Annotated in this window: 21 protein-coding genes; 8 read left to right on the top strand and 13 right to left on the bottom strand. The window is 66.7% G+C overall.

Annotated elements, in window-relative coordinates; all coding sequences use genetic code 11:
- The first annotated feature begins 43 nt into the window (after window positions 1-43).
- A complete protein-coding gene (locus ACQR1L_RS20560) occupies window positions 44-1,093 on the top strand; it encodes a LacI family DNA-binding transcriptional regulator (protein WP_434859740.1) in 1,050 nt (349 codons plus the stop codon).
- Here the strand turns inward: ACQR1L_RS20560 and ACQR1L_RS20555 are convergent, their stop codons facing one another.
- From ACQR1L_RS20555 to ACQR1L_RS20505, 11 genes are all read right to left on the bottom strand, one after another.
- The gene (locus tag ACQR1L_RS20555) at window positions 1,094-2,563 is read right to left on the bottom strand and encodes an N-acyl-D-amino-acid deacylase family protein (RefSeq protein ID WP_434859739.1); all 1,470 of its coding nucleotides are present in this window, start codon (window positions 2,561-2,563) and stop codon (window positions 1,094-1,096) included.
- A gap of 357 nt (window positions 2,564-2,920) precedes the next feature.
- Window positions 2,921-4,387 carry a glycogen synthase GlgA gene (glgA, locus tag ACQR1L_RS20550; RefSeq protein WP_434859738.1) on the bottom strand — a complete coding sequence of 489 codons (1,467 nt, stop codon included), beginning with the start codon at window positions 4,385-4,387 and terminating at the stop codon, window positions 2,921-2,923.
- Window positions 4,384-5,649: a glucose-1-phosphate adenylyltransferase gene (gene glgC, locus ACQR1L_RS20545; RefSeq protein ID WP_434859737.1), complete on the bottom strand. Its 1,266-nt coding sequence runs from the start codon at window positions 5,647-5,649 to the stop codon at window positions 4,384-4,386. Before glgC ends, glgA begins: the two co-directional genes overlap by 4 nt.
- 158 nt (window positions 5,650-5,807) lie before the next feature.
- Window positions 5,808-6,755, bottom strand: a complete 948-nt coding sequence (locus ACQR1L_RS20540; protein ID WP_434859736.1) for a carbohydrate kinase family protein — start codon at window positions 6,753-6,755, stop codon at window positions 5,808-5,810.
- A 2-nt stretch (window positions 6,756-6,757) separates the two neighbouring features.
- Entirely contained in the window at window positions 6,758-8,404 is a 1,647-nt protein-coding gene (locus tag ACQR1L_RS20535) for an FGGY-family carbohydrate kinase (RefSeq protein WP_434859735.1), read from the bottom strand.
- 29 nt (window positions 8,405-8,433) lie between these two features.
- Entirely contained in the window at window positions 8,434-9,207 is a 774-nt protein-coding gene (locus tag ACQR1L_RS20530; protein ID WP_434859734.1) for an SDR family NAD(P)-dependent oxidoreductase, read from the bottom strand.
- Between the two features lie 47 nt (window positions 9,208-9,254).
- Window positions 9,255-10,262, bottom strand: a complete 1,008-nt coding sequence (locus ACQR1L_RS20525) for an ABC transporter ATP-binding protein (RefSeq protein ID WP_434859733.1) — start codon at window positions 10,260-10,262, stop codon at window positions 9,255-9,257.
- Window positions 10,263-10,276: 14 nt separating this feature from the next.
- Window positions 10,277-11,107 (bottom strand): carbohydrate ABC transporter permease, encoded by an 831-nt coding sequence (locus tag ACQR1L_RS20520; RefSeq protein ID WP_315722290.1) that lies wholly within the window; start codon window positions 11,105-11,107, stop codon window positions 10,277-10,279.
- Window positions 11,108-11,109: 2 nt separating this feature from the next.
- On the bottom strand, window positions 11,110-11,982 hold the full coding sequence (locus ACQR1L_RS20515) for a carbohydrate ABC transporter permease (protein WP_434859732.1): 873 nt from the start codon (window positions 11,980-11,982) through the stop codon (window positions 11,110-11,112).
- A gap of 462 nt (window positions 11,983-12,444) precedes the next feature.
- On the bottom strand, window positions 12,445-13,734 hold the full coding sequence (locus ACQR1L_RS20510; protein WP_434859889.1) for an ABC transporter substrate-binding protein: 1,290 nt from the start codon (window positions 13,732-13,734) through the stop codon (window positions 12,445-12,447).
- A gap of 385 nt (window positions 13,735-14,119) precedes the next feature.
- The gene (locus ACQR1L_RS20505) at window positions 14,120-15,070 is read right to left on the bottom strand and encodes a sugar-binding transcriptional regulator (RefSeq protein ID WP_434859731.1); all 951 of its coding nucleotides are present in this window, start codon (window positions 15,068-15,070) and stop codon (window positions 14,120-14,122) included.
- A gap of 226 nt (window positions 15,071-15,296) precedes the next feature.
- On the opposite strand from ACQR1L_RS20505, the gene ACQR1L_RS20500 reads away from it, so the two are divergent.
- Window positions 15,297-15,689: a hypothetical protein gene (locus tag ACQR1L_RS20500; protein ID WP_434859730.1), complete on the top strand. Its 393-nt coding sequence runs from the start codon at window positions 15,297-15,299 to the stop codon at window positions 15,687-15,689.
- Window positions 15,690-15,772: 83 nt separating this feature from the next.
- A complete protein-coding gene (locus ACQR1L_RS20495) occupies window positions 15,773-16,084 on the top strand; it encodes a hypothetical protein (protein WP_434859729.1) in 312 nt (103 codons plus the stop codon).
- Here ACQR1L_RS20495 and ACQR1L_RS20490 read toward each other — a convergent pair.
- Window positions 16,066-17,694, bottom strand: coding sequence for a hypothetical protein (locus tag ACQR1L_RS20490; RefSeq protein ID WP_434859728.1), 1,629 nt, complete (start codon window positions 17,692-17,694; stop codon window positions 16,066-16,068). The two genes, ACQR1L_RS20495 and ACQR1L_RS20490, sit on opposite strands and share 19 nt — an antisense overlap.
- A 213-nt stretch (window positions 17,695-17,907) precedes the next feature.
- Here ACQR1L_RS20490 and ACQR1L_RS20485 point away from each other — a divergent pair, with 213 nt between their 5' ends.
- The 4 genes from ACQR1L_RS20485 to ubiG all read left to right on the top strand — a co-directional run bounded on the left by ACQR1L_RS20485 (window position 17,908) and on the right by ubiG (window position 20,426).
- Window positions 17,908-18,318: a flagellar basal body rod protein FlgC gene (locus ACQR1L_RS20485; protein ID WP_434859727.1), complete on the top strand. Its 411-nt coding sequence runs from the start codon at window positions 17,908-17,910 to the stop codon at window positions 18,316-18,318.
- 89 nt (window positions 18,319-18,407) lie between these two features.
- Complete coding sequence (locus ACQR1L_RS20480) at window positions 18,408-19,223, top strand: methyltransferase family protein (protein WP_434859726.1); 816 nt, start codon at window positions 18,408-18,410, stop codon at window positions 19,221-19,223.
- The gene (locus ACQR1L_RS20475; RefSeq protein ID WP_434859725.1) at window positions 19,220-19,615 is read left to right on the top strand and encodes a DUF4149 domain-containing protein; all 396 of its coding nucleotides are present in this window, start codon (window positions 19,220-19,222) and stop codon (window positions 19,613-19,615) included. Before ACQR1L_RS20480 ends, ACQR1L_RS20475 begins: the two co-directional genes overlap by 4 nt.
- 28 nt (window positions 19,616-19,643) lie before the next feature.
- Complete coding sequence (gene ubiG / locus ACQR1L_RS20470) at window positions 19,644-20,426, top strand: bifunctional 2-polyprenyl-6-hydroxyphenol methylase/3-demethylubiquinol 3-O-methyltransferase UbiG (protein ID WP_434859724.1); 783 nt, start codon at window positions 19,644-19,646, stop codon at window positions 20,424-20,426.
- A gap of 51 nt (window positions 20,427-20,477) precedes the next feature.
- On the opposite strand, the gene ACQR1L_RS20465 is transcribed toward ubiG, so the two are convergent.
- Entirely contained in the window at window positions 20,478-20,663 is a 186-nt protein-coding gene (locus ACQR1L_RS20465) for a hypothetical protein (protein WP_434859723.1), read from the bottom strand.
- A gap of 544 nt (window positions 20,664-21,207) precedes the next feature.
- Here ACQR1L_RS20465 and ACQR1L_RS20460 point away from each other — a divergent pair.
- Window positions 21,208-22,242: an ABC transporter substrate-binding protein gene (locus tag ACQR1L_RS20460; protein ID WP_434859722.1), complete on the top strand. Its 1,035-nt coding sequence runs from the start codon at window positions 21,208-21,210 to the stop codon at window positions 22,240-22,242.
- Window positions 22,243-22,295: the final 53 nt, after the last annotated feature.

Below are 22,295 nucleotides of genomic sequence, written 5' to 3'. Positions count from 1 at the left end.
AAATGTTGCTGCGCCGCAGAACCAGGGGCTGGACATGACTCGGATGGTGCGACCTGCGTCGGGCTCGCGTGAGGTTGCCTCCTCGCGCCCGACGATCAAGGACGTTGCGGCGCGCTGCGGCGTACATCCGTCGACCGTGTCGCGTGCGCTGAGCCCGGCGATGAAGCACCTGGTCGCGACCGACGTCGCCGAACGGATTCGGGCCGCCGCCAACGCGCTCGGCTATCGCCTCAACATGGCGGCCAAGGGTCTGCGCACCGGCCGCAGCGGGCTGATCGGCGTGCTCGCGCCTGATATCGCCGACCCCGGCTTCCCGCCGGTGCTCTCCGGCATTGCCGATCACCTCAATGCGGAGGGCTACGCGACCATCGTCGTCGACGTCGGCAGCAAGGGTTCGGAGCAGGATCTGGTCGACCGCCTGATTGCCAGAGGGGTCGATGGGCTGGTGCTGGCCACGGTGACCCTGCGCGACGATGTCGTGCAGCATTGCCTCGACGCAGCCTTGCCGGTCGTGCTCGTCAACCGCGTCGATGCCGCCGGCCTGCTGCCCTCGGCTGCCAGCGATGACGCCGCCGGCATGCGGCTGGCCGTCGAGCATCTCGTCGGGCTCGGGCACCGGCGCATCGGCCATGTCGCCGGCCCGCAGCACATCTCGACCGGCGTGCGCCGGCGCGCAGGTTTCGAGGCCAGCGCGAGAGACGCTGGCCTGTCCGCGCGTCACATGCCGATCGAGATCGCCGAGGCCTACACGCGGGACGCCGGTCGCGAAGCCGCGCTGCGCCTCCTCGCGCGCCGGACGCGGCCGACGGCGATCGTCGCCGCCAACGACCTGCTCGCGCTCGGCGTCTATGACGCGCTCGCCGCGTGCGGCCTCGCCTGCCCGAGCGATGTGTCGGTGGTCGGCCACAACGACATGCCGTTCGTCGACCTCGTGTCGCCGCCGCTCACCACCGTGCGGATCGCGCAGCGCGACATGGGCGAAGCGGCGGCACGTCTGCTGCTGGCGCGCATCGCGGGTCGCGGCGTCGTGGACGAGCACGTCGTCTTGCCGCCGCAGCTCATCACCCGCGGATCGACGGCGCGACCGCGCTGATCAGTGCAATGATGCGCGCGTGATCACCTGCCCGGCCCGCGCATTCTGGTGCGCGCCCTGCCACCAGGTCAGCGCGCCATTGACGATCACGGCCTCGATGCCGGCGGCGGGCACGCAAGGGTCGTCATAGGTCGCGCTGTCGCGCACGCTGGCCGCGTCGAAGATCGTGATGTCGGCATGATGGCCGACCGCGAGCGTGCCGCGGCCCTTGATGCCGAAATTCTGCGCCGTGAGGCCGCTCATCTTCCAGACCGCGGTCTCCAGCGAGAACAGCTCGAGCTCCCGGCAGTAGTAGCCGAGCACGCGCGGGAACGTGCCCCAGAGCCGCGGATGCGGCCGCTCGCCGAACGGCAGGCCGTCGGAGCCGATCATGGTCGGCTCGAAAGCGAGGATCGTGCGTACGTCGGCCTCGTCCATCGAGAAGTAGATCGCGGACGCCGGCTGCAGCCGCTTCGCGGCTTCGAGCCGGTCGACGCCCCAGCTTGCGGCGATGTCGGCGAGGTCCCGCCCCGCCATCTCCGGATGCGGCTTCGAGGCGGCCACGACGACCTTGACCTGCAGCTTGGCCGGATCGGTGTGCAGCATGGTCGAGGAAGCGTTGTAGGGATAGCAGTCGAGCGCGACGCATTGGCAGCTCATCGCCTTGGTCAACAGCGGCAGCGTCTCCTTCGTCCGGCCGAAATTCGCCGGGCCCACCACCTTGTGGTGCGAGATCACGACCTGGACGTCGAGCGCCTTGCCGATGGCAAAGCTCTCCTCCAGCGATTTGACGACGTCGTCCGCCTCGTTGCGCATATGCGTCGCATAGACGCCGCCGCTACCGGTGAGCGGGCGGCAGACCTCGATGATCTCGTCGGTCGGTGCCGCCTCGGCCGGCGGATAGAACGTGCCGGTGGAGACGCCGATCGCGCCGGCGTCCAGCGCCTCCTGCACATAGGCGCGCATCTCGGCGATTTCGCTCTCGGTCGCCGCGCGGCCGAGATCGCTCACGACGGACGCACGCAGCGACGTGTGGCCGGTCATCGGCGCGACATTCACGGCGGACGGAGCCGCGCGCAGGGCGGCCACGTAGTCCGCGAATGAGGCGTACTCGGCGACGCGGCCGTCACCGGGCGACAGCAGCCCAAGCGGCATCGGCCGCGGCGAGCCCGGCTTCAGCGGCGCGATGCTGACGCCGCAATTGCCGGTCACGACCGAGGTGACGCCCTGCGAGACCTTGCAGGTCATGCCGGGATCGACCAGCACCGCGCTATCGTCATGGGTATGCGCATCGATGAAGCCGGGCGCGACGATGCGGCCGGTGGCGTCGATGATCCGGTCTGCCCTGCGCTGATCGAGTTCGCCGATGGCGACGATCCGGCCATCCTTGATGCCGACATCCGCCTCGAACCGCGGCGCGCGCGTCCCGTCGATCACGGTGCCGCGACGGATGATGAGATCGAAGGAGGACGAAGGCGTGGTGTCGGTCATAAGGTCTCGCACAGCGTGGTATGAAAACTGGCGTGACTATCAGCTCGCCATCGCGATGCGTCCAGTGCGATCGGCATGAGCAGAACGCTGGGTGGCCCTGCCAATATGGTCGAGCGCTCTGTTGCCGATCAACTGTGTCGAGCACTTGCCGAGCGGCGATGACGGTCTGCTCCCTCTCCCCGTCCTTCACAGGGGCGCGACGAGCTCCGCTCGCGCTGAGAGGGTTGGGGTGAGGGGCAGCCACGCCCACCGACATCGCGGAGGGCCCCCTCACCCGGATTGCATCTTCGATGCAATCCGACCTCTCCCCGCGCGCGGGGAGAGGTAAGGGACCGAGCAAGCCGAACGATCTGGGAACTACCCCGCCGGCCGTCGCTGCGCGACGATCTGGCGGTATAGCTCGGCGTAACGCCCGGCCCGATGCCGCCACGACACATCCGTCAGCATGGCGTTGAGCTGCATGCGCGTCCAGTTCGAGGCGTTGCTGCGGGCGGCGTAGAACGCGGCGGCGGCGCGGCGCAGGGTCTGGTCGAGCGCCTCGGCGGTGACGGCAGCGCATTTGAAGCCGGTCGCGGCGACGCCGGCCTCGGTCTCGTCGATCACGGTGTCGGCGAGACCACCGACCGACGTGACGATCGGGAGCGCTCCGTAGCGCAGCGCGCAGAGCTGCGTCAGCCCGCACGGCTCGAACCGCGACGGCACCACCAGCGCATCGCAGCCAGCCTGGATCAGATGCGCGAGCTGCTCGTCATAGCCGATGAGAACGCCGATCTGTCCCGGGTGGCGCGCGGCGGCGGCGCGGAAGGCATCGCGCAAGTCCGCCTCGCCGTCGCCGAGCAGCGCCAGCTGGATGCCGGCGCTGGTCAAGGTCGGCAGGCACGACAGCAGCAGGTCGAGGCCCTTCTGCGAGGTCAGCCGGCTGACGACGCCGAGCAGGAACGTCTCGGGCGACGCCTGTAAGCCCATGCGCGCCTGCAGCGCGGCCTTGTTGGGCGCACGCGCCTCGAGCTTTTCGATTCCGAAATGCGACGGGATCGCGGGGTCGCTGCCGGGGTCCCACACCGTCGTATCAATGCCGTTGAGAATGCCGACGAGATCCGACGAGCGCTGGCGCAACAGGCCGCCGAGGCCCATGCCCTGCTCGTCGCTCTGGATCTCCCGCGCATAGGTCGGCGACACCGTGGTGATCTTGTCGGCGAATTGCAGCCCCGCCTTCAGGAAGCTGATGTCGCCGTAATATTCGAGGCCGTAGATCGAGAACGACTCCGGCGGCAAGCCGAGCGGCGGCAGGAAGTGGCGGGGAAAACGGCCCTGGAAGGCCAGATTGTGCACGGTGATGACCGTGCCGGGGTGCGGCCGATGGCTGTACAAGAGATAGGCCGGGATGAGCCCGGCCTGCCAGTCGTGGCCATGGACGACATCGGGCACGAAGCTCGGGACAGCGCCGAGCCCGATATAGGAGGCCGCGCGCGCCAGGGCCGCGAAGCGGAACGGGTTGTCCGGCCAGTCCTTGCCATCGGGCCCGAGATACGGGTTGCCCTCGCGGTCATAGAGATGCGGCGCATCGAGCACGAACAGGTCGAGCGCGCCATGGCTGCCGCCGAGCAGCCGCGCATTGCCGCCGAAGAAATTCGGCAGCGAGCTGATCTCCTTGGCCTGCTCGAGGGCCTTCATCACCGCGGGATAGCCGGGGATGAGCGTGCGGACCTCGACGTCCTCGGCCATCAGCGCCCAGGGCAGCGCGCCGACGACGTCGGCGAGGCCGCCGGTCTTGACGATGGGATAGACTTCGGAGGCAACCGACAGAACGCGCAGTGGCGTCATGAATTGAGCCCGTCGATCATCGGCTGAGTGATCAAGGTAACGCCGTTCTCGGTGGTCCTGAAGCGCTTGGCGTCGAACTCCGGATCCTCGCCGACGACGAGCCCTTCCGGAATCTGCACGCCGCGGTCGACCACGACGTTGGTCAGCCGCGCATGGCGCGCGACGTTCACGTAAGGCAGCAGCACCGCGTTGTGCACCTTGGAATAGGAATGCAGATGGGCGCCGGTGAACAGCAGCGACCGTTGCACGGAGGCGCCGGAAACGATGCATCCGCCGGACACCAGCGAGCAGACGGCCTCGCCGCGGCGGCCGTCGTCCGCATGCACGAACTTCGCCGGCGGCGTGATCTCCGAATAGGTCCAGATCGGCCAGGCACGATCGTAGAGATCCAGCTCCGGCGTCACATCGGTCAGGTCCAGGTTGGCCGCCCAATAGGCATCGACCGTGCCGACATCGCGCCAATAGCTGCGTTTGTCGTCGCCGGCCCGGACGCAGGAGCGGGCGAACTGATGCGCCACCGCGCGGCCGTTCTTGACGATGTAGGGGATGATGTCGCGGCCGAAATCATGGTTCGAGTTCGGATCGGCGGCGTCGCGCTTCAGCTCGTCGTAGAGGAATTTGGCGTCGAAGACATAGATGCCCATGCTGGCGAGCGACTTGTCGGGCTTGCCGGGGATCGGCGGCGGATCGGCCGGCTTCTCGATGAAGTCCCGGATCGTCTCGTCCTCGTTGATGTGGAGGATGCCGAAGCCCGAGGATTCCGCGCGCGGCGTCTCCAGGCAGCCGACGGTGACGTCGGCGCGCTGGTCGACATGCTGCTGCAGCATCAGCTCGTAGTCCATCTTGTAGATGTGGTCGCCGGCAAGCACGACGATATATTTCGAATTGTAGCTCTCGAGAATGTCGATGTTCTGGTACACGGCATCGGCCGTCCCGACGTACCACATCGTCTCCGAGACGCGCTGGCTCGCGGGCAGGATGTCGAAACTCTCGTTGCGCTCGGGACGGAAGAAGTTCCAGCCGTTCTGCAGATGGCGGATCAGGCTGTGCGCCTTGTACTGCGTCGCCACCGCGATGCGCCGGATGCCGGAATTGACGGCGTTCGACAACGCAAAATCGATGATCCGCGACTTGCCGCCGAAATAGACCGCGGGCTTGGCCCGCCGGTCGGTCAGCTCCAAGAGGCGGCTGCCGCGCCCGCCGGCCAGAACGAAGGCCAGCGCATGACGGGACAGCGGCTCGGTCCTTGCGGCTTGTGCCATTGTTCTCCTCCCTGCAACTCGTTGTCGCGTCATCATTTCGGCCGCGGCCCGACGATTCGGCACGACGACCGGTCCTCTCATATGACGGGGGAACAGCCAACCAGTTCCCAATCGCGAGTGCAATGGGGTGCTTCAGCCCAGCTTGTCAGCCCAGCTCTTCAGCCGAGGTCATTCCATGCCGCGGCCATCTCGGCCCAGCGCGGCGGGTCGGCGCCTTCGCGCGTGCAGGTGACGGCGGCGCATGCGGCGGCAAAGGCGAGCACCTTGCGCAATTCGGCCGTGCTCAAGGCCTTGAGCGCATCCCGGCCGATCCGGCCGAGCTTGCGCAACGCGAACAGCATCGCCGCCTGGAACGTGTCACCGGCGCCGATCGTATCGACCACGTTAACCTTGGGGACCGCAACCTCGACCGCACCCGCTTGGGCGTGCCAGCCGAGCGCGCCCTCCGGCCCGCGGGTGATGACGACGAGGCTGGTGCCGCGCGCCAGCAGCGCCTCGGCCTGCGTCGCGTAATCGTCGTGGCCGTGCAGGAAGTCGAAATCGACATCCGACATCTTGACCAGGTCGGCACGAGCGGCGAACTCATCCATGTCAGTGACATAGGCCGCCTTGTCGGTCACGAGGTTCGGCCGGCAGTTCGGATCGAAGGAGATCGTGACCGCGCCGTGCGTCGCATCGATCATCGCGCGGGTCTGCTGCGCACCCTGGTCGTGGATCAGCGTGGTCGAGCCGACATGGAGGGCGTCGATGGTGGCGAAGGGAATGGTGTCCGGCCGGTAGGTCCATTTCCGCGCGGCGGTCTCGGCATCGTAGAACGCGTATTGCGCCTCGTTGCCGACATGGTGCACGAAGGCGAGCGTGGTCTGGTCGGGGCTGCGCGTGGCATAGCGGAGATCGACATCCGAGCCCTGGGCATGGGCCGCGATCATGGTGCCGAACAGGTCGGTCGAGATGCCGCCGACGAAGCCGGTCGGCGCACCCAGCCGCGCCAGCCCGACGGCGACGTTGAGGCAGGAGCCGCCGACCACCGGCCTCAGCACGTCGCGCCCATCGGCCGATTTGGCCGGGACGAAATCGATCAGCGCATCACCGCAGCTCAGGATCATGGTCAACTCTCTCCACCGGCCCCATGCATCACGGAACGGCTGTCGCGATCAAGCGTCCGCAGCAGGCCGTGGATGCGGCGCTTGCGGCGGTGGAAGTCGGCAACGCCCGGGTCGGTCGGCTCGCTCAGACGGCCGAGCGTCGACATCGAGGCCATAGTGTCGCCGATCGAGCGGAAGGCGCCGCTGGCGACGGCGCCGAGCATCGCCGCGCCGAGCAGCACCGGCTCCTGGGTGCCCGGAAGCGCCACCGTCAGCCCGATCGTATCGGCCATGATCTGGCGCACCAGCGGGCTGCGCGAAGCGCCGCCGGCCATCACCAAGGTCCGGCTGGTGACGCCATTGGCGGCAAAGGCATCGATGACGTCGGCCAGCCCATAGGCGAGGCCGCAGAGGCCCGCGACGAACAGCCGCTCCATCGCGCCGATATCGGCGTCGAGATCGAGGCCGGCGATCACGGCACGCGAATCCGGGTCTGCATAGGGCGAGCGGTTGCCGAGAAATTCGGGCAAGATGTGGATGTCGCGGGCGAGCAGCGCCGCCGCACCGACGCTCGGCGCGCGCGCCATGATCCGCTTCTCCAGGAAGCTGATCACATCGAGCCCCTCGGCGCGGGCGGCCGCCGTGGCCTCCGGCGCCGCGGGATGCGAGCGCAGCAGATGATCGATCGCCGCGCCCGCCGCGGACTGCCCGCCCTCGTTGAGCCAGAAGCCGGGCACCATGCCCTGGTAATATGGTCCCCACACGCCGGGCACGAAGGACGGCGCGCGCGTCGTCGCCATGATGCAGGCCGAGGTCCCCATGATGTAGGCGAGACGATTGCAGACGTCGACCTCGCCGCCGTCCGCCGCGCGCCCGCCGATCGCGCCGATGCCGCCGGCATGGGCGTCGATCAGCGCCGCCCCGACCGGCGTCCCTTCGACGAGGCCCAGCTCCGCCGCGGCTGCGCGCGACAAACCCTGACCCAGCGGCGTGCCCGGCGCGACGATCTCGGTGCCGATCCGCGCATAATCCTCGGTGACGAACTCCTCGAGCCCGATCCGGCGGAAGTAGCTCGCGCTCCAGCGCGTCTCATGCGCCAGATAATTCCACTTGCAGGTGACCGTGCACATCGAGCGCGCGAGCGAGCCGGTGGCGCGCCAGGTGAGGAAATCAGCGAGGTCGAAGAAGTGCCCGGCGGCGTCGAAGCTCGCACGCAGATGCCGCTTCAGCCACAGCAGCTTCGGCATCTCCATCTCCGGCGAGATCGAGCCGCCGACATAGCGCAGCACTTCGTCTTCGGTCGCGTTGATGTCGCGCGCCTCGGCCAGCGCACGGTGATCCATCCAGACGATGACGTTGCGCGCGGCATCGCCGGAGCTGCTCACGGTGACCGGCGTGCCCGAGGCGTCCAGCGCCACCAGCGAGCAGGTCGCGTCGAAGCCGATGCCCTTGATCAGCTCCGGCGCGATGGCCGCTTCCGCCAGCGCGGCTTTGACCGAGGCGCAGCAGGCGCGCCAGATGTCGTCGGAGGATTGCTCGACAACATCACCGGCCTCGTGCCAGGTCTGGATCTGATGTCGCGCTGCGGCAAGCAGCCGCCCGGTTTCGTCGAAAATCCCGGCGCGCGTGCTGGATGTGCCGACATCGACACCGACAAAGGCCCTGACCATGGTCTGCTCCCGTCAATTTTGACGCGAGCTTACCAGCAAGTGTAGCCGCCATCGACAACGACGACGCTGCCGGTCATCAAACTTGCCGCCTCCGAGGCCAGGAACAGCACGACCGAGGCGATCTCCTCGACCTGGCCCATGCGGGCCATCGGGGTTCCGCCGATCCAGGCGTCGTACATGCGCGGATTGCTCTTCACGAAGGCGTTGAGCGGCGTCTCGATATAGGTCGGTGCGACCGCGTTGACGCGGATCCCGCGCGCGCCCCATTCGGCAGCCAGCGACTTGGTCAGATGGTGCACCGCGGCCTTGGAGGCGTTGTAGAAGCATTGCTCCTGCGGCTTGTTGACGATGAAGCCGGACATCGAGCCGATATTGACGATGGTGCCGCTGTTGGCCTGGAGCATGTGCTTGCCGAAGGCGCGGCAGCACCAGAACGTGCCGTTGAGATTGACATCGAGCACGTTCAGCCAATGCTCGTCGGTGACCGTCTCGGCCGGCGTCTCGCTGCGGGCGATGCCGGCATTGTTGACGAGGATGTCGACCTTGCCGTGGCGCGCCACGAGATCATCGGCCACCGCGCTCACTTGCGCCGAATTGGTGACATCCATCAGCGCGGTTTCGGTGGTGAAGCCCTTGGCCTTCATCGCGGCCTGCGCGTCCGCCGCGGCCTTGGCATCGCGATCAGCGATGACCACATGCGCGCCCGCCTCCGCCAGCGCCTCGACACAGGCAAGGCCGATGCCCTGCGCACCGCCGGTGATCAGCGCGGTCTTGCCGTTCAGCTTGAATTTTTCCAGATACATCGTCGTCGTCCGTGGTTGTCGTTGACGCCCGGAGGGGACGTCACCTTTCATGCGAAAATGGAGTTGCCGTTCTCGTCGAAACGGTAGATGCGTTTGGGCTCGGGCCGCAAAGTCACGGCATCGCCGGCGCTGAGCCGCTTCTCGCCGACGCAGCGCACCGTCAGCGTGCCCAGCGCGCCGGCGTCGACATAGAGAAACGTGTCGCTGCCGAGATGCTCGGCGATAACAACCTTGCCGCGCCAGCCCTCGCCGCCGTCATCGACGATGCCGATATGCTCCGGCCGCACACCGATCGTGGTGGCGCCGCGCCGTGCGGCTTCCTCGCCGACAATAAAGTTCATCTTCGGCGAACCGATGAAGCCGGCGACGAACAGGTTGGCCGGGCGCTGATACAGCTCGATCGGCGAGCCGTACTGCTCGATGCGGCCGGCGTTGAGCACCACGATCTTGTCGGCCATGGTCATGGCCTCGACCTGGTCATGAGTCACATAGATCGCGGTGGTGCCGAGCTGCTTCTGCAGCCGTGTCACCTCGAGCCGCATCTGCACGCGCAGCGCGGCGTCCAGATTGGACAGCGGCTCGTCGAACAGGAACGCCTTGGGCTCGCGTACGATGGCCCGACCGATCGCGACGCGCTGGCGCTGGCCGCCGGAGAGCTCGCGCGGCTTGCGGTCGAGATAGGGCGTGAGGTTCAAGGTCGCCGCGGCCGCCTCGACCTTCTGGTTGATCTCGGCCTTCGGCAGCCCGGCCATCTTCAGGCCGAAGGCGATGTTGCCGCGCACGCTCATATGCGGATACAGCGCATAGGACTGGAACACCATCGACAGGCCGCGCTTGGCCGGCGGCACGTCGACGACGTTGTTGCCGTCGATCAGGATGCGTCCGCCGGAGACATCCTCCAGCCCCGCGATCAGCCGCAGCAAGGTGGTCTTGCCGCAGCCGGACGGGCCGACGAACACCACGAAAGCGCCGTCCGGGATGTCGAGGTCAGCGCCCTTGATGATGTGCACCGGCCCGAACGATTTTTGCACACCCTCCAGCGTGATCCGTCCCATGATCGGCCCTTTCGTTACTTCACTGCGCCGAAGGTCAGCCCGCGCACGAGCTGCTTCTGGCTGAACCAGCCGATGATCAGGATCGGCGCGATCGCGAGCGTGGAGGCCGCCGACAGCCGCGCCCAGAACAGGCCCTCGGGGCTCGAATAGGAGGCGATGAAGGTCGTCAGCGGCGCGGCTTCCAACGTCGACAGGTTCAAGGTCCAGAACGCCTCGTTCCACGCCAGGATCAGATTGAGCAGCAAGGTCGAGGCGAGCCCGGGGATCGCCATCGGCGTCAGCACATAGATCAGCTCGCGCCCGATCGTGGCGCCGTCCATTCGTGCGGCTTCGAGGATATCCTTCGGGATCTCCTTGAAGTAGGTGAACAGCATCCAGATCACGATCGGCAGATTGCCGAGACACAGGATGAAGACGAGCCCGGTGCGGGTGTCGAGCAGGCCGAGGTTCTTGTAGATCAGATAGATCGGCACGAGCACGCCGACCGGCGGCATCATCTTGGTCGAGAGCATCCAGAGCAGGATGTCCTTGGTGCGCTTGGTCGGCGAAAACGCCATCGACCATGCCGCGGGAATCGCGATCAGCATCGCGATCAAGGTCGAGCCGCCGGCGACGATCAACGAGTTCAGCGCGTGATGCAGATAGTCGCTGCGTTCCTGCACGGTGACGTAGTTCTCGGTGGTCCAGTGGAAGAACAGGAACGAGGGCGGCGTCGCGAACGCCTCCAGTTCGGTCTTGAAGCTCGCCAGCACCATCCACAGGATCGGGAAGAAGATCACGAAGCCGGCGAGCCACGCGCCGACCGTTGAGATCACGACGTGACGTCCGGTGACCTTGCGCGCCATGCTCACGCCTCCAGATTGCGGCCGACGATGCGGACCAGGAAGAACGCGACGATGTTGGCGATGACCACCGCGACCAGGCCGCCGGCCGAGGCCGTGCCGACGTCGAACTGGATCAGCGCCTGCGAATAGACCAGGAAGGCGATGTTGGTGGTCTGCAGCCCCGGCCCGCCGCCTGTCGTGACGAAGATCTCGGCGAACACGGTGAGCAGGAAGATGGTCTCGATCAGGATCACCACCGTGATCGGCCGCGCCAGATGCGGCAAGGTCAGATAGATGAAGCGCGACAGCGCGCCGGCACCGTCCATCTCGGCGGCCTCCTTCTGCTCCTCGTCGAGCGACTGCAGCGCGGTGAGGAGGATCAACGTCGCGAACGGCAGCCATTGCCAGGCGACGATGAAGATCACCGCAAGCAGCGGTGCGTCGGTGAACCAGTCGATCGGCGTCATGCCGAGCGAGGTCGCGATCCATGCGAACAGCCCGGACACCGGGTGCATCAAGAGGTTCTTCCACACCAGCGCGCTGACCGTCGGCATCACGAAGAACGGCGCGATCACCATCAGACGGATGAAATTGCGGCCGATCACGGGCTGGTCGAGCAGGATCGCCAGGGGAATGCCGAGGCCGATGGTGAGCAGCAGCACCGAGCCGACCAGGACGAGGGTGTTCTGCAGCGACGCGAGGAAGGCGGGATCGGTGAGGAAGTACTCGAAATTCTCCAGGCCGACGAAGCTCTCGGAGCCGGGATCGAGCAGGCTGTAGTGCAGGGTCGAGAAGTAGATCGTCAGCGCCAGCGGCACGATCATCCAGATGAACAACAGGATGACCGCCGGCGACATCAGCGCCCGGGCGAGCAGTTGAGTTTGTCGGGTGGCCATGTTGCGATCCGTTCTGCTCGATGATCGATCACTGCCGTCATTGCGAGCGAAGCGAAGCAATCCAGGGGCGTCGATGGAACTCTGGATTGCTTCGTGGCTTCGCTCCTCGCAATGACGACAAAGAAGCGCCTGTATCGCGCCCGAACAAGCTACGGGCTCGGTGCACCTCGCCCCGCCAGGGCGAAGCGAAGCTTCGCTAGGGCGGGGAGAGGTCGGATTGCATCGAAAGATGCAATCCGGGTGAGGGGGGCTCTCCGCGAGGTCGGTGGGTGTGGCTGCCCCTCACCCCAACCCTCTCCCCGTGAAGGACGGGGAGAGGGAGCGCACCGCCGTCGCGGTGAGAGATCGATCCAAGCCAGAGAGAAAATGCGGCCATCCCTTGTGGGGAGGGATGGCCGCCAGTGATCAGCTCGGGAGGAGTTTCGAGTCGAGCTGATGGATGTGCGCGCCTTTTTGGCGGGCCTATTTGATGTAGCCGGCGCGCTTCATCTCGCGTTCGGTGGCGGACTGCGCCGCGCTCAGCGCCGCATCGACGGTCATCGATCCCGCCAGTGCCGCCGAGAACTGCTGACCGACCGCGGTGCCGATGCCCTGGAATTCGGGGATGGCGGCGTATTGCACGCCGACATAGGGCACGGGCTTCACCGTTGGCTTGCTCGGATCAGCCGCATCGATCGAGGCGAGCGTGATCTTCGCGAACGGCGCGACCTTCAGGTACTCCTCGTTCTTATACAGCGAGGTGCGCGTGCCCGGCGGCACGTTGGCCCAGCCTTCCTTGGAGGCGACGAGCTTGGTGTAGTCCTTGCTGGTCGCCCAGGCGATGAACTTCTCGGCCGCCTCGGTCTTCTTCGAGCCGGCGGGGATCGCGAGATTCCACGCCCACAGCCAGTTGGCGTTCTTGCCGAGGCCGGTGTTGGGCGCCAGCGCGAAGCCGACCTTGTCGGCGACCTTGGACTCCTTCGGATTGGTCACGAACGAGGCCGCCACGGTGGCGTCGATCCACATCGCGCATTTGCCGGAGTTGAACAGCGCGAGGTTCTCGTTGAAGCCGTTGGAGCTGGCGCCGGGAGGGCCGGCCTCCTTCATCAGGTCGACATAGGTCGACAGCGTCTTCTTCCATTCCGGCGTGTTGAACTGCGGCTGCCATTTCTCGTCGAACCAGCGCGCGCCGAACGAGTTCGACATCGCCGTCAGGAACGCCATGTTCTCGCCCCAGCCGGCCTTGCCGCGCAGGCAGATGCCGAACGTGCCGGCCTGCTTGTCGGTCAGCTTCTTGGCGGCGTCGATCACGAAGTCCCAGGTCGGGCTCTCCGGCATCTTCAGACCGGCCTTCTCGAACAGGTCGGTTCGGTACATCACCATCGAGCTCTCGCCGTAGAACGGCGCGGCGTAGAGCTTGCCGTCGACGGACACGGCGTCCTTGATCTTCGGCAGGATGTCGTTCGCGTCATAATCGGCGCCGAGCTTGTCGAGCGGCACTAGCCAGTTCTTCTTGGCCCAGATCGGCACTTCGTAGGTGCCGATGGTGAGGATGTCGAACTGGCCGCCCTTGGTGGCGATGTCGGTGGTGACGCGCTGGCGCAGCACGTTCTCTTCCAGGGTCACCCACTTCACCTGGATGTCGGGATTGGCCTTGGTGAATTCGCCGGTCAGGCCCTGCATCCGGATCATGTCGCCATTGTTGACGGTGGCGATGGTCAGGGTGGTCTCGGCCGATGCCGGCAGCGTGGTCAGCAGCGTGGCGGCGCCCATCAGGGCGGCAAGCGTGCGCGTGCGAGTGAAGATGGTCTTCACGGTCTCCTCCCTTCCCGTGTCTTTTGAACATATGCTCACGGGCTGGGCTGATGTTCACAACAACGGTCAGACTTTGTCAAGCATGCGCTCTCACGCAAAGGTTGTGCGATGCGGGAGGCGATCTCTCAAAGATTAAACGCGCGGCTGAAGATCGCGTCTCTCACCCCGCCCGTCGTTCCGGGGCGCGCGCCAGCGCGAGTCCGGAACCCATACCCACAGGGAGGGGTTTGGGGCACGCTCGGGGTGGGCATCTCGTCTCAAAACGCCGAGCTGTGATTATGGATTCCGGGCTCATCCGCGCTGCGCGCGAATGCCCCGGAATGACGGGCGGAAAGAGTGGCGGCTACGCCAGCACGGCGCGCGCGGTGGCCTCGTCGGTGATGAGGCCGTTGATCAGCCGACCCGTCAGCGCCGCGCGGATCGCTGCGATCTTCGCCGGTCCCAGCGCCGCCGCGATGGTCATCGCGCGCGCCGGCACATCCGGCGCGATGCTGGTCAGGCGGCGGTTGATGCCGCCGTCGATCACCCGGCCCTTGGCATCATAGGCCCAGCCGGTGATCTCGCCGATCGCGCCCAGCCGCATCATCTCGGTGAGCTCGTCGCGGGTGACGAAGCCGTCGACATGCATCTGCGCCTTCTGGTCCATCTGGCCGATGCCGACCAGCTTGAGGTCGGCCTTGTCCGCGACCGCCTTGACCTTGGCGATGGCATCGAGCCGGACCATGCGGTCGCGCTCATCCTCGCTGCCCATCAGGAACGGCAACGGCATCGGATAGTGCCGCGCGCCGGTGCGGTCCGCGAGCCGGCCGACGGTGTCGAAGAAGCTTGCCGAGCCATCCGCCAGGATATTGCCGACCAGCGAGACGATCTGATGCTCGGGCCGGTCGACCGGCGTGACCCGCTCGACCGCGGCGCGGACCGCGCGGCCGGTGCCGAGCGCGATGATGACGGGCGTCTCGGCGCGCAGGGTGGTCTCGAGCAGATTGGCGCAGCGCTCGGCAATCCCAGCGGCTCCCGTCGGCGCGGCCGGATCGGTCGGCACCACCTCGCTATGGACCAGCGCGAAGCGTTCCTTGAGCTGCGCGGCAAGCGCCATGCAGGAGGCGATGGGATGTTCGAGCCGGAACGTGATCAGCCGCTCGGCGAGGCACAACGACACCAGCCGCTGCGCCGAGGCGCGCGACACCTGCAGCATCCGGGCGATCTCGTCCTGGGTATGGCCGGCGATGAAATACAGCCAGCCGGCGCGGGCGGCGTCGTCGAGCCGTGATTTGTCGCTGTCGCTGCCCGCCATGGTGCCGAGCGGTCTCCTTCCCGATATGCCTCGTCCAGCCCCTCATCCGAGCGGGATCAGCGGCACTATGACATGGCCGTCCGGCCAGCTGGAACCGGCGGGCCGCGCCCGTCCCCAGAATGCCGGCATTGCGCGAGCAAGAACCAGATCATATGCCCGGCTGCCGGGCAATAGCTCACCGCTGGCGGTTAGACGGCTTTAAATCGCGCCATGCCAACCTCCGGGCATGAAGATGGTCACCGGCCTCATCGCGCTGGCGCTTGGCTATGTCGTCGTCGTGCTGGCGATCGGCATCCCCTATTGGCGGCTGTCCTACGCCGAGCTGAACCGCGGCCAGTTTGCAATCCTGCCCGGCGCGCTGCTGCTCGGCCTCCTGACCTATATCCTGGTCGTCACCGAGGCCGCCGCGCCGCGGCGCATCGCGCAGGTGATGATCGCGACCGTGCCGAGCATCGTCATCGTGCCGATCTGGCGGCACACCGCTGTTGATCCGACATCGCACAATCTGTGGCCATTGGAGCTGGTGTTCGCGATCGTCGCAGGCGCCATGGTCGTGCTGCCGGCGCTCGCCATCGGCCTCGGCACGCGCTGGCTGCTGGCCCGCCGCGCCACGGACTGAGGGCGTCGGAACCGCGTCTGCCGCAAAGCGGCCGCGCAGTCCCGAAGGGTGCGGCGGATCGCTCAGCGACTTAGCTCCACCTCATGGCTTCCCCCACCCTCATCCGCCCGCGCCGCCCGGCTCCCGTATTCGTTTGCCGCAAATGCCTGAAGCGCAGCGATGACGCCAAGGGAATCAAGAAGGCGATCAAGCGCGAGACCCGGCTTGCAGCCCCATCCGGCCGCAAGCCGCCGCGCGTCGTCATGACGAGCTGCTTCGGCCTGTGCCCGAAGCGCGCGGTCGTCATCACCGGCGGCGTGTCAGCGGCGCGCGGGGACTATGTGCTCGTTGCCACGCGCGACGATGTCGCAGGCGCCCTGGCCTGCCTTCACGACGATCAGAACAGGTCGTCCTGAAGATCGTCGTCGTCCTCCTCGCGGGCGAGAGCCGCGACCGTCCGCTCCGCGATGTTGCGCATCAGCCCGATCTCCGCGAGATCATGGCCGTCGAGCACGGCGCGCGCGACCACGGCGAGATCGGCCCAGCTGAGCCAATCGCCCGGCGGCCCCTCGCGCATCCACAGCGCGGTCAGCACGAACAGCTCCGCCCAGCGCGTCCGCTGCGCGCCGATCGCACCATTGTCCTGCAGCAGCTTCGCGGGAAGCTTCTCCCGGGCGCGCTGGCTCGCGCTCTTCACCTTCTGCTCCAGTTCGGCATTGTCCTCGAACCAGGAACCTTCGATCTCGTCGAGATCTGAAATCTCACCGCTGTCGGCCAGCGCCTGAGCGACATCCTCGGGATTGCGCAGATCGTCCGGCAGGTCGGCGATCAGCGCGTCCAGTGCCGCGCGGCAGTCGATCCGCTCCGGCTGCCACGCGGCGCCGCCGATCGTTTCCGCGACCTCCAGCAGCCCCGCCGGCGGCACATCACCGGCTTTGACGGTGAGAGCGAGATGATGCGCGATCATGCGGTCGATGAAGCCGCGGCTGACGTCCAGCACCGGGCCGTGCGTCGCCACTTCCGCCACCAGCTTCTTGACCGTCGGGACGGGCTGCGGCGGGCTGCTCATGGCCTCCGTAATCCCCTCGCACGTGAAGATGGTCGCCATCCGCTTCGTCTTGCGGTCGACCGGAGAGACCGCGATCAGCAACTGCGCGCCGGAGCCGTCGATCGGGCTGGACTTGAGCTCATCGACCGCCCCCTTGTCCCAGGGGGCGCAGTCCACGCCGGCCGCGCGAGCCTTCTGGATGATCGCATCGACGGCCGCGCGCTCGCGCTCCGGCCGCCAGTTGCGCATCGCGATCACACGCCGGAGATCGATCGGCGACAGGGCCGAGGCCCGCTCCGCCAGCACCGCGGCGGCGGCCTTGCGCACCGCCGCGCTGCCGTTCTGCAGGAACAGCACCGCGGCCGCGCGCGCATCGGGCTGCTCCTGATGTGCGAGATGGGTGACCACAGCGACCTTCGCTTCATCAGCGAGAAGGTGCGCACCCTGCGCGAACGAGGTCACCATCTCGAACGGGTCGCCGTCGCAGGCTTCGAGCAGTTCATCGAGCACCTGGCCGATATCGCCCGGCAGCAGTTCGTCGTCATCCTCGTCGACGAGTTCGGACGAGGCCGCAGCGAGCTCCGGAGATGGAGCGATGCCGGCCTGCTGCAGCGCGCCGCCGAGATAGGCCAGCAGCGTGCCCTCGATCTCGCCGTCTTCGACGCGGGCGGCGAGATCGGACTGGAAGTTCGCGATGAGCTCGGCGGCATCCTTGGCGCCGCGCTTGGCCCGCTCGTTCAGGCCCGAAAGCAGCATCTGCAGCAGGAACAGATAGGCGATGCCGAGCGGTTCGTCGTCGCCGGCGGGCGGCATGTGACGGCACACGCCCTCGGACGCCGCGAAGATCTCGGTGGCGTTGCTGAGCAGGAAGCGCTCGAGCTCCGGCGTCGGCTGCGGCAGCCGCCCCTTGGCAAAGCCCACAGCAAGCTTCCTGGCGTGGTGCTCGAGACCGGCAGTTTGGGCGCCAGATTTGGGCATGACGGAACTCCTTGAAGGCCTTGAATTTACCGCAGACGGAGGCCCGCAGACATGGTCTTCAACAGCAATCCACTGTGAACATGCCGGCACCGTGGCCGATCATCGGCCTTCGACAACGCGTCACGAGGGTAAACAAAGCCTTACTCTCGAGCCTCGAATGCCCCTGCCCGCCTTGACGGTTGCTTCGCAGGCTCCGGTCTTAGCTTGCGTCCCATGAGCCCCATCGCTTCCAACGCTGTCTCCGGCATGAACGCGGCCACGCGCCGGCTCGAAGTGTCGGCCTCCAACGTCGCCAATGCGATGAGCACCGGCGCGCTGCCGGATGCGGATGGCTCTCTGCCGGCCGGTGCGCCGAAGGCCTATGACCCGCTCGAACTGGTGCAGAGCGACGTCGCCGGCGGCGGCACGCAGACCACCATCACCAAGGCCAGCAACGGGACCTCGCCCAGCTACCAGCCGACGGCGCCGTTTGCCAACAAGGACGGCCTCGTCGCCGCCCCCAATGTCGATCTCGCGCAGGAGATGATCAGCCAGCTCGTCGCCAAATACAGCTTTGCCGCCAATGCGCGCGTGCTGAGGGCGAGCGACGAGATGAGCCGCATCGTCATCGACATGAAGGTCTGAGCCCTCAGGCTTCGGACCACGGCCGCGGCACTCACGCATCCGTGATGATCTGCTGAAATCCGCGTCCCCGCGCCCGGCGTAGCCGGACTGTGAGCACCCCGACCGACATCTCCCACCTCTCCCGCCTCACGGCGCTGCTGCGCTCCGCCCTGGCCGCGCCTCGCGGCAAGGGCCGCATCGTCATCGCGGTGGTCACGGGCCTCGTCTGCCACGCTCTGTTCGCGCTGGCGGTGCTCGCGATGATCACGGCGATGTTCTTCGGCATGAGCGCAAGCTTCGGCCGCGTGCCCTGGCCGTGGTCCCTTGCCGCCAACGCGGCCCTGCTGCTGCAGTTTCCGCTGGTGCATTCGCTGCTGCTCGGTCCCGGACGCCGCTGGCTCGCACGTCTCGGCAAGCATGGCGCGACGCTCGCCACCACGCATTACGCGATCATCGCATCGCTACAGCTGTTGTCGCTGTTTGCGCTGTGGACGCCGAGCGGCGTGATCTGGTGGCGCGCGGAAGGCACAGCCCTTGTCATCCTCTGCCTCGCTTATGCCGGCACCTGGGTGCTGCTGATCAAGGCGAGCTGGGACGCCGGCGTCGAGGTGCAATCCGGCGCGCTCGGCTGGCTGTCGCTGGCCGCGAACAAGCCGCCGCGCTTTCCCGACATGCCCGTGACAGGCCTGTTCGCGCTGATCCGCCAACCGATCTATCTGTCGTTCGCGCTGTCGCTCTGGACGGTGCCGGTGTGGACGCCGGATCAGCTCGCCGTCGCATGTGTGCTGACGGCCTATTGCCTGCTCGCGCCGCGCTTCAAGGAACGGCGCTTCACGGACATCTACGGCGCGCGGTTTGAAACCTATCGCTCCCGCGTGCCTTACATGCTGCCGCGCTGGCCGATACGCTCGGACCCCTCGCCATGATCAACGCCGCCGCCCTGCTCATCACCGCGCTGTTGTTCGGCGGCATGACGCTGTTCTCGTTCGGCTTCGCCCCGTTCCTGTTCAGCGCGCTCCCGGCCGACACGACGCGAACGCTGATCCGCAGCGCCTTTCCGCATTTCTATCTGTTCGTGATCGCAGCCGCGGCTGCCGCGGGCCTTCTCGCGCTCGGCGTCGACGCTCTTGTGAGCTCCGCCCTGGCCGCGATCGCGCTGACGGCGGTGCTCGCCCGGCAGATCCTGATGCCGGCCATCAACCGCGCGACCGACGCCGGCGAGAAGCGCCGCTTTGCGCGCCTTCATGGCGCCTCGGTCGCACTCACCTTGATCCATATCGTGCTGAGCGCCGCCGTGCTGCTTCGCCTCGCGCGATAGTGGCCGCACCGGAAAAAGGACCACGACGATGCTCTACAAGGACGCCGTGAAGCCCGCCTTCGCCGCCACCGCCGAAGGGCCCTCGACCATCGACCCCGCGGAGATCGCGCGGTTCTCGCGGCTTGCCGAGGAATGGTGGAAGCCGGACGGCGCGTTCAAGCTTGTCCATGCCTTCAACGCCGCCCGGGTCGAGTATCTCTGCGGCCGGCTGCCGGCGCTGGTCGGCCGCGATCCCGCCGCGTCCGAGCCGCTGGCTGGCCTTGAGATCATCGATGTCGGTTGCGGCGCGGGCATCGTCACCGAGCCGTTGTCGCGGCTCGGCGCTGCCACGCTCGGCATCGACGCGGCCGAGCGCAACGTACTCGTCGCCGCCGATCACGCACGCAAGCAGGGCGCCTCAGTCGCCTATCGCCACGCGCTGGCCGAGGATCTCCTGTCCGAGGGCGCGCGCGCCGACATCGTGCTGACGCTCGAGGTCGTCGAGCACGTCGCCGATCTCGCCCGCTTCGTCGGTCATGTCGCCGATCTCGTGCGCCCCGGCGGCCTGCTCGTGATCGGCACCTTGAATCGCACGCCGGTGTCGTTCGTGAAGGCGATCATCGGCGCGGAATACATTCTCGGCTGGCTGCCGCGCGGCACGCATGATTGGCGCCGCTTCGTCAAGCCGGCCGAGCTGCAGGCCCTGCTGGCGCCGCGCCGGTTCGTTGCGATCGAGACGGTGGCCGTGGAGCTCAATCCGCTGACGATGCGCTGGTCGATCGGCGGCCGGCCATCGACCAACTATCTGCAGATCTTCCGGCGGATGCCTTGAGCCAGCGCTCCGCTCCCGGACCGCGGCGACAGGTCTTAACGACAGGCAGTCTCAGCGCGCCAACACGGCGATGAGCCAATGGATCAGCGTCGCGCCGCCGATCGGCGCGACGACCAGCATCACCATGTTGAAGCCGAGCAACGCGAGCAGCAGCTTTTCACGACCGGCTGACAGTCGCCGCTTCGGCGGTTCGGGCTTCGGCTCGTGCGGCCAGTAGCCGGGCAGGTCGACGAACATGGGACCTCCAGATCATCCCACAACGCAACAGCGCCCGAGAGGGATGACCAAGCCGCGCTGCCACTCCGCCAGGACCGTAGCACGCAACTGGGATGCTTGCGAGCCCGCACCGCCTCAGCCCATCTCCGCTCGATCGCTTCGCACGGCCGGCTCCAACACCGAGTTGCCGTGACGTGACTGACCTGATCCGACCTCGGCGTCGCGGGACAGGTGAGCACGGTGAGACCGCCGTGGTCTGCGGCTCCGTCACGCTTTCGTTCAGCAAGCAGGATCCGGGGCTCGCGGCTCTCGACGAGAGCATGTGGTAGGTCGAATCCAGATGACGAGTCGACCTGGCAACTCGACAGCGCTCGATTTCCTGAATGACAATTTTTGGTCGTATTTTGATACGACAATCGCCAAACGTGCGATCGACATTTGCAACCTCGGCGAGCTTTTGCCTTGCTCGGGCGAATGATCATTCGTATGATTCAGAAGTGTTGGTTTGGTGAGATCGAATCACGACCGCGCACGCTCCCCTCCAAAGCTCCGCGAGACCCGGCCAGTGTTGCAGCGACGTAGTTTCCTGGGGCTTCCGTTCGTGGCGTTGTGCGGCCTGCCGAGCTTGGCGAAGGCGGGCACCTCGATCGAGACGTCCAAGGTCCGGATCACGATCGGCGGAAAGGCCTTCCTGCAATATGCACCGGTGACGCTCGCAGAGCGACTCGGCTTCTTCAAGGACGCCGGCCTCGACCCGGAGATTCTCGACGTCAGCGGCGGATCCAAGGCGCTCCAGGCTCTCGTGGCCGGAAGCGCTGAACTCACGGCCGGGGCCTTCGACCATACCATCCAGATGCACGCAAAAGGTCAGAAGATTGTCGGTGTCGTTCTGTTTGGCAGACACCCGACCTTCGCGTTGGCGTTGCAAAAAGACAAGGCATCCGAGTATCGCGACCCGAGCAGCCTGAGAGGCATGAAGATCGGAGTCACTGCGCTCGGATCCCAAACCCAGTTCATGGTGGAGTACATCGCGCTGCAAGCTGGCGTCTCCCCGGCCGACATGTCCTTCGTCAGTGTCGGCGGCGGCACCGGCGCCGTGGCGGCGATTCGCAACGGCGCCGTCGACGCGGTCGTCACCGGAGAACCCGCCCTCACCGCGCTGACGACTGCAGGCGACGTCAAGCTGGTCGCCGATACCCGGACCAACGAAGGCACGATCGGAATCTTCGGCGGCCTTTATCCCTCGGGGACGATCTACGCGCGGTCGGATTTCATCGACCGAAATCCCGGGACACTCCAGGCCGTGGCCGTCGCGATGGTGCGCGCTCTGCAGTGGATCGAGCGCGCATCGGTCGAAGACATCGCCGATGCACTTCCCGAGGAATGGGCCAAGCCCGATCGCAGCGTCTTCATCGCCTCCATCCGGGGCACGCGGGACATGTTTTCTCCTGATGGCCGGTTCAGTCCCGAGGGTGCGAGCATCGCCTATCGCGTGCTGTCGACCGTCGACCCTCAACTGCGCGGCGTTCAGGTCGACCTCGCGCAGACATTCACCAACGAGTTCGTCGACAAGGCTCACGAGGCGCTGGCATCACGATGAACTCTTGGAAGGCTGCAGCCCGATGACCCCACCCGCAGCATTGTTGCATCAAG

Origin of the sequence: Bradyrhizobium sp. HKCCYLR20261 (assembly GCF_051168435.1) — a bacterium.
Taxonomy (GTDB): domain Bacteria; phylum Pseudomonadota; class Alphaproteobacteria; order Rhizobiales; family Xanthobacteraceae; genus Bradyrhizobium.
This window is presented reverse-complemented; position numbering and strand designations above follow the sequence as displayed.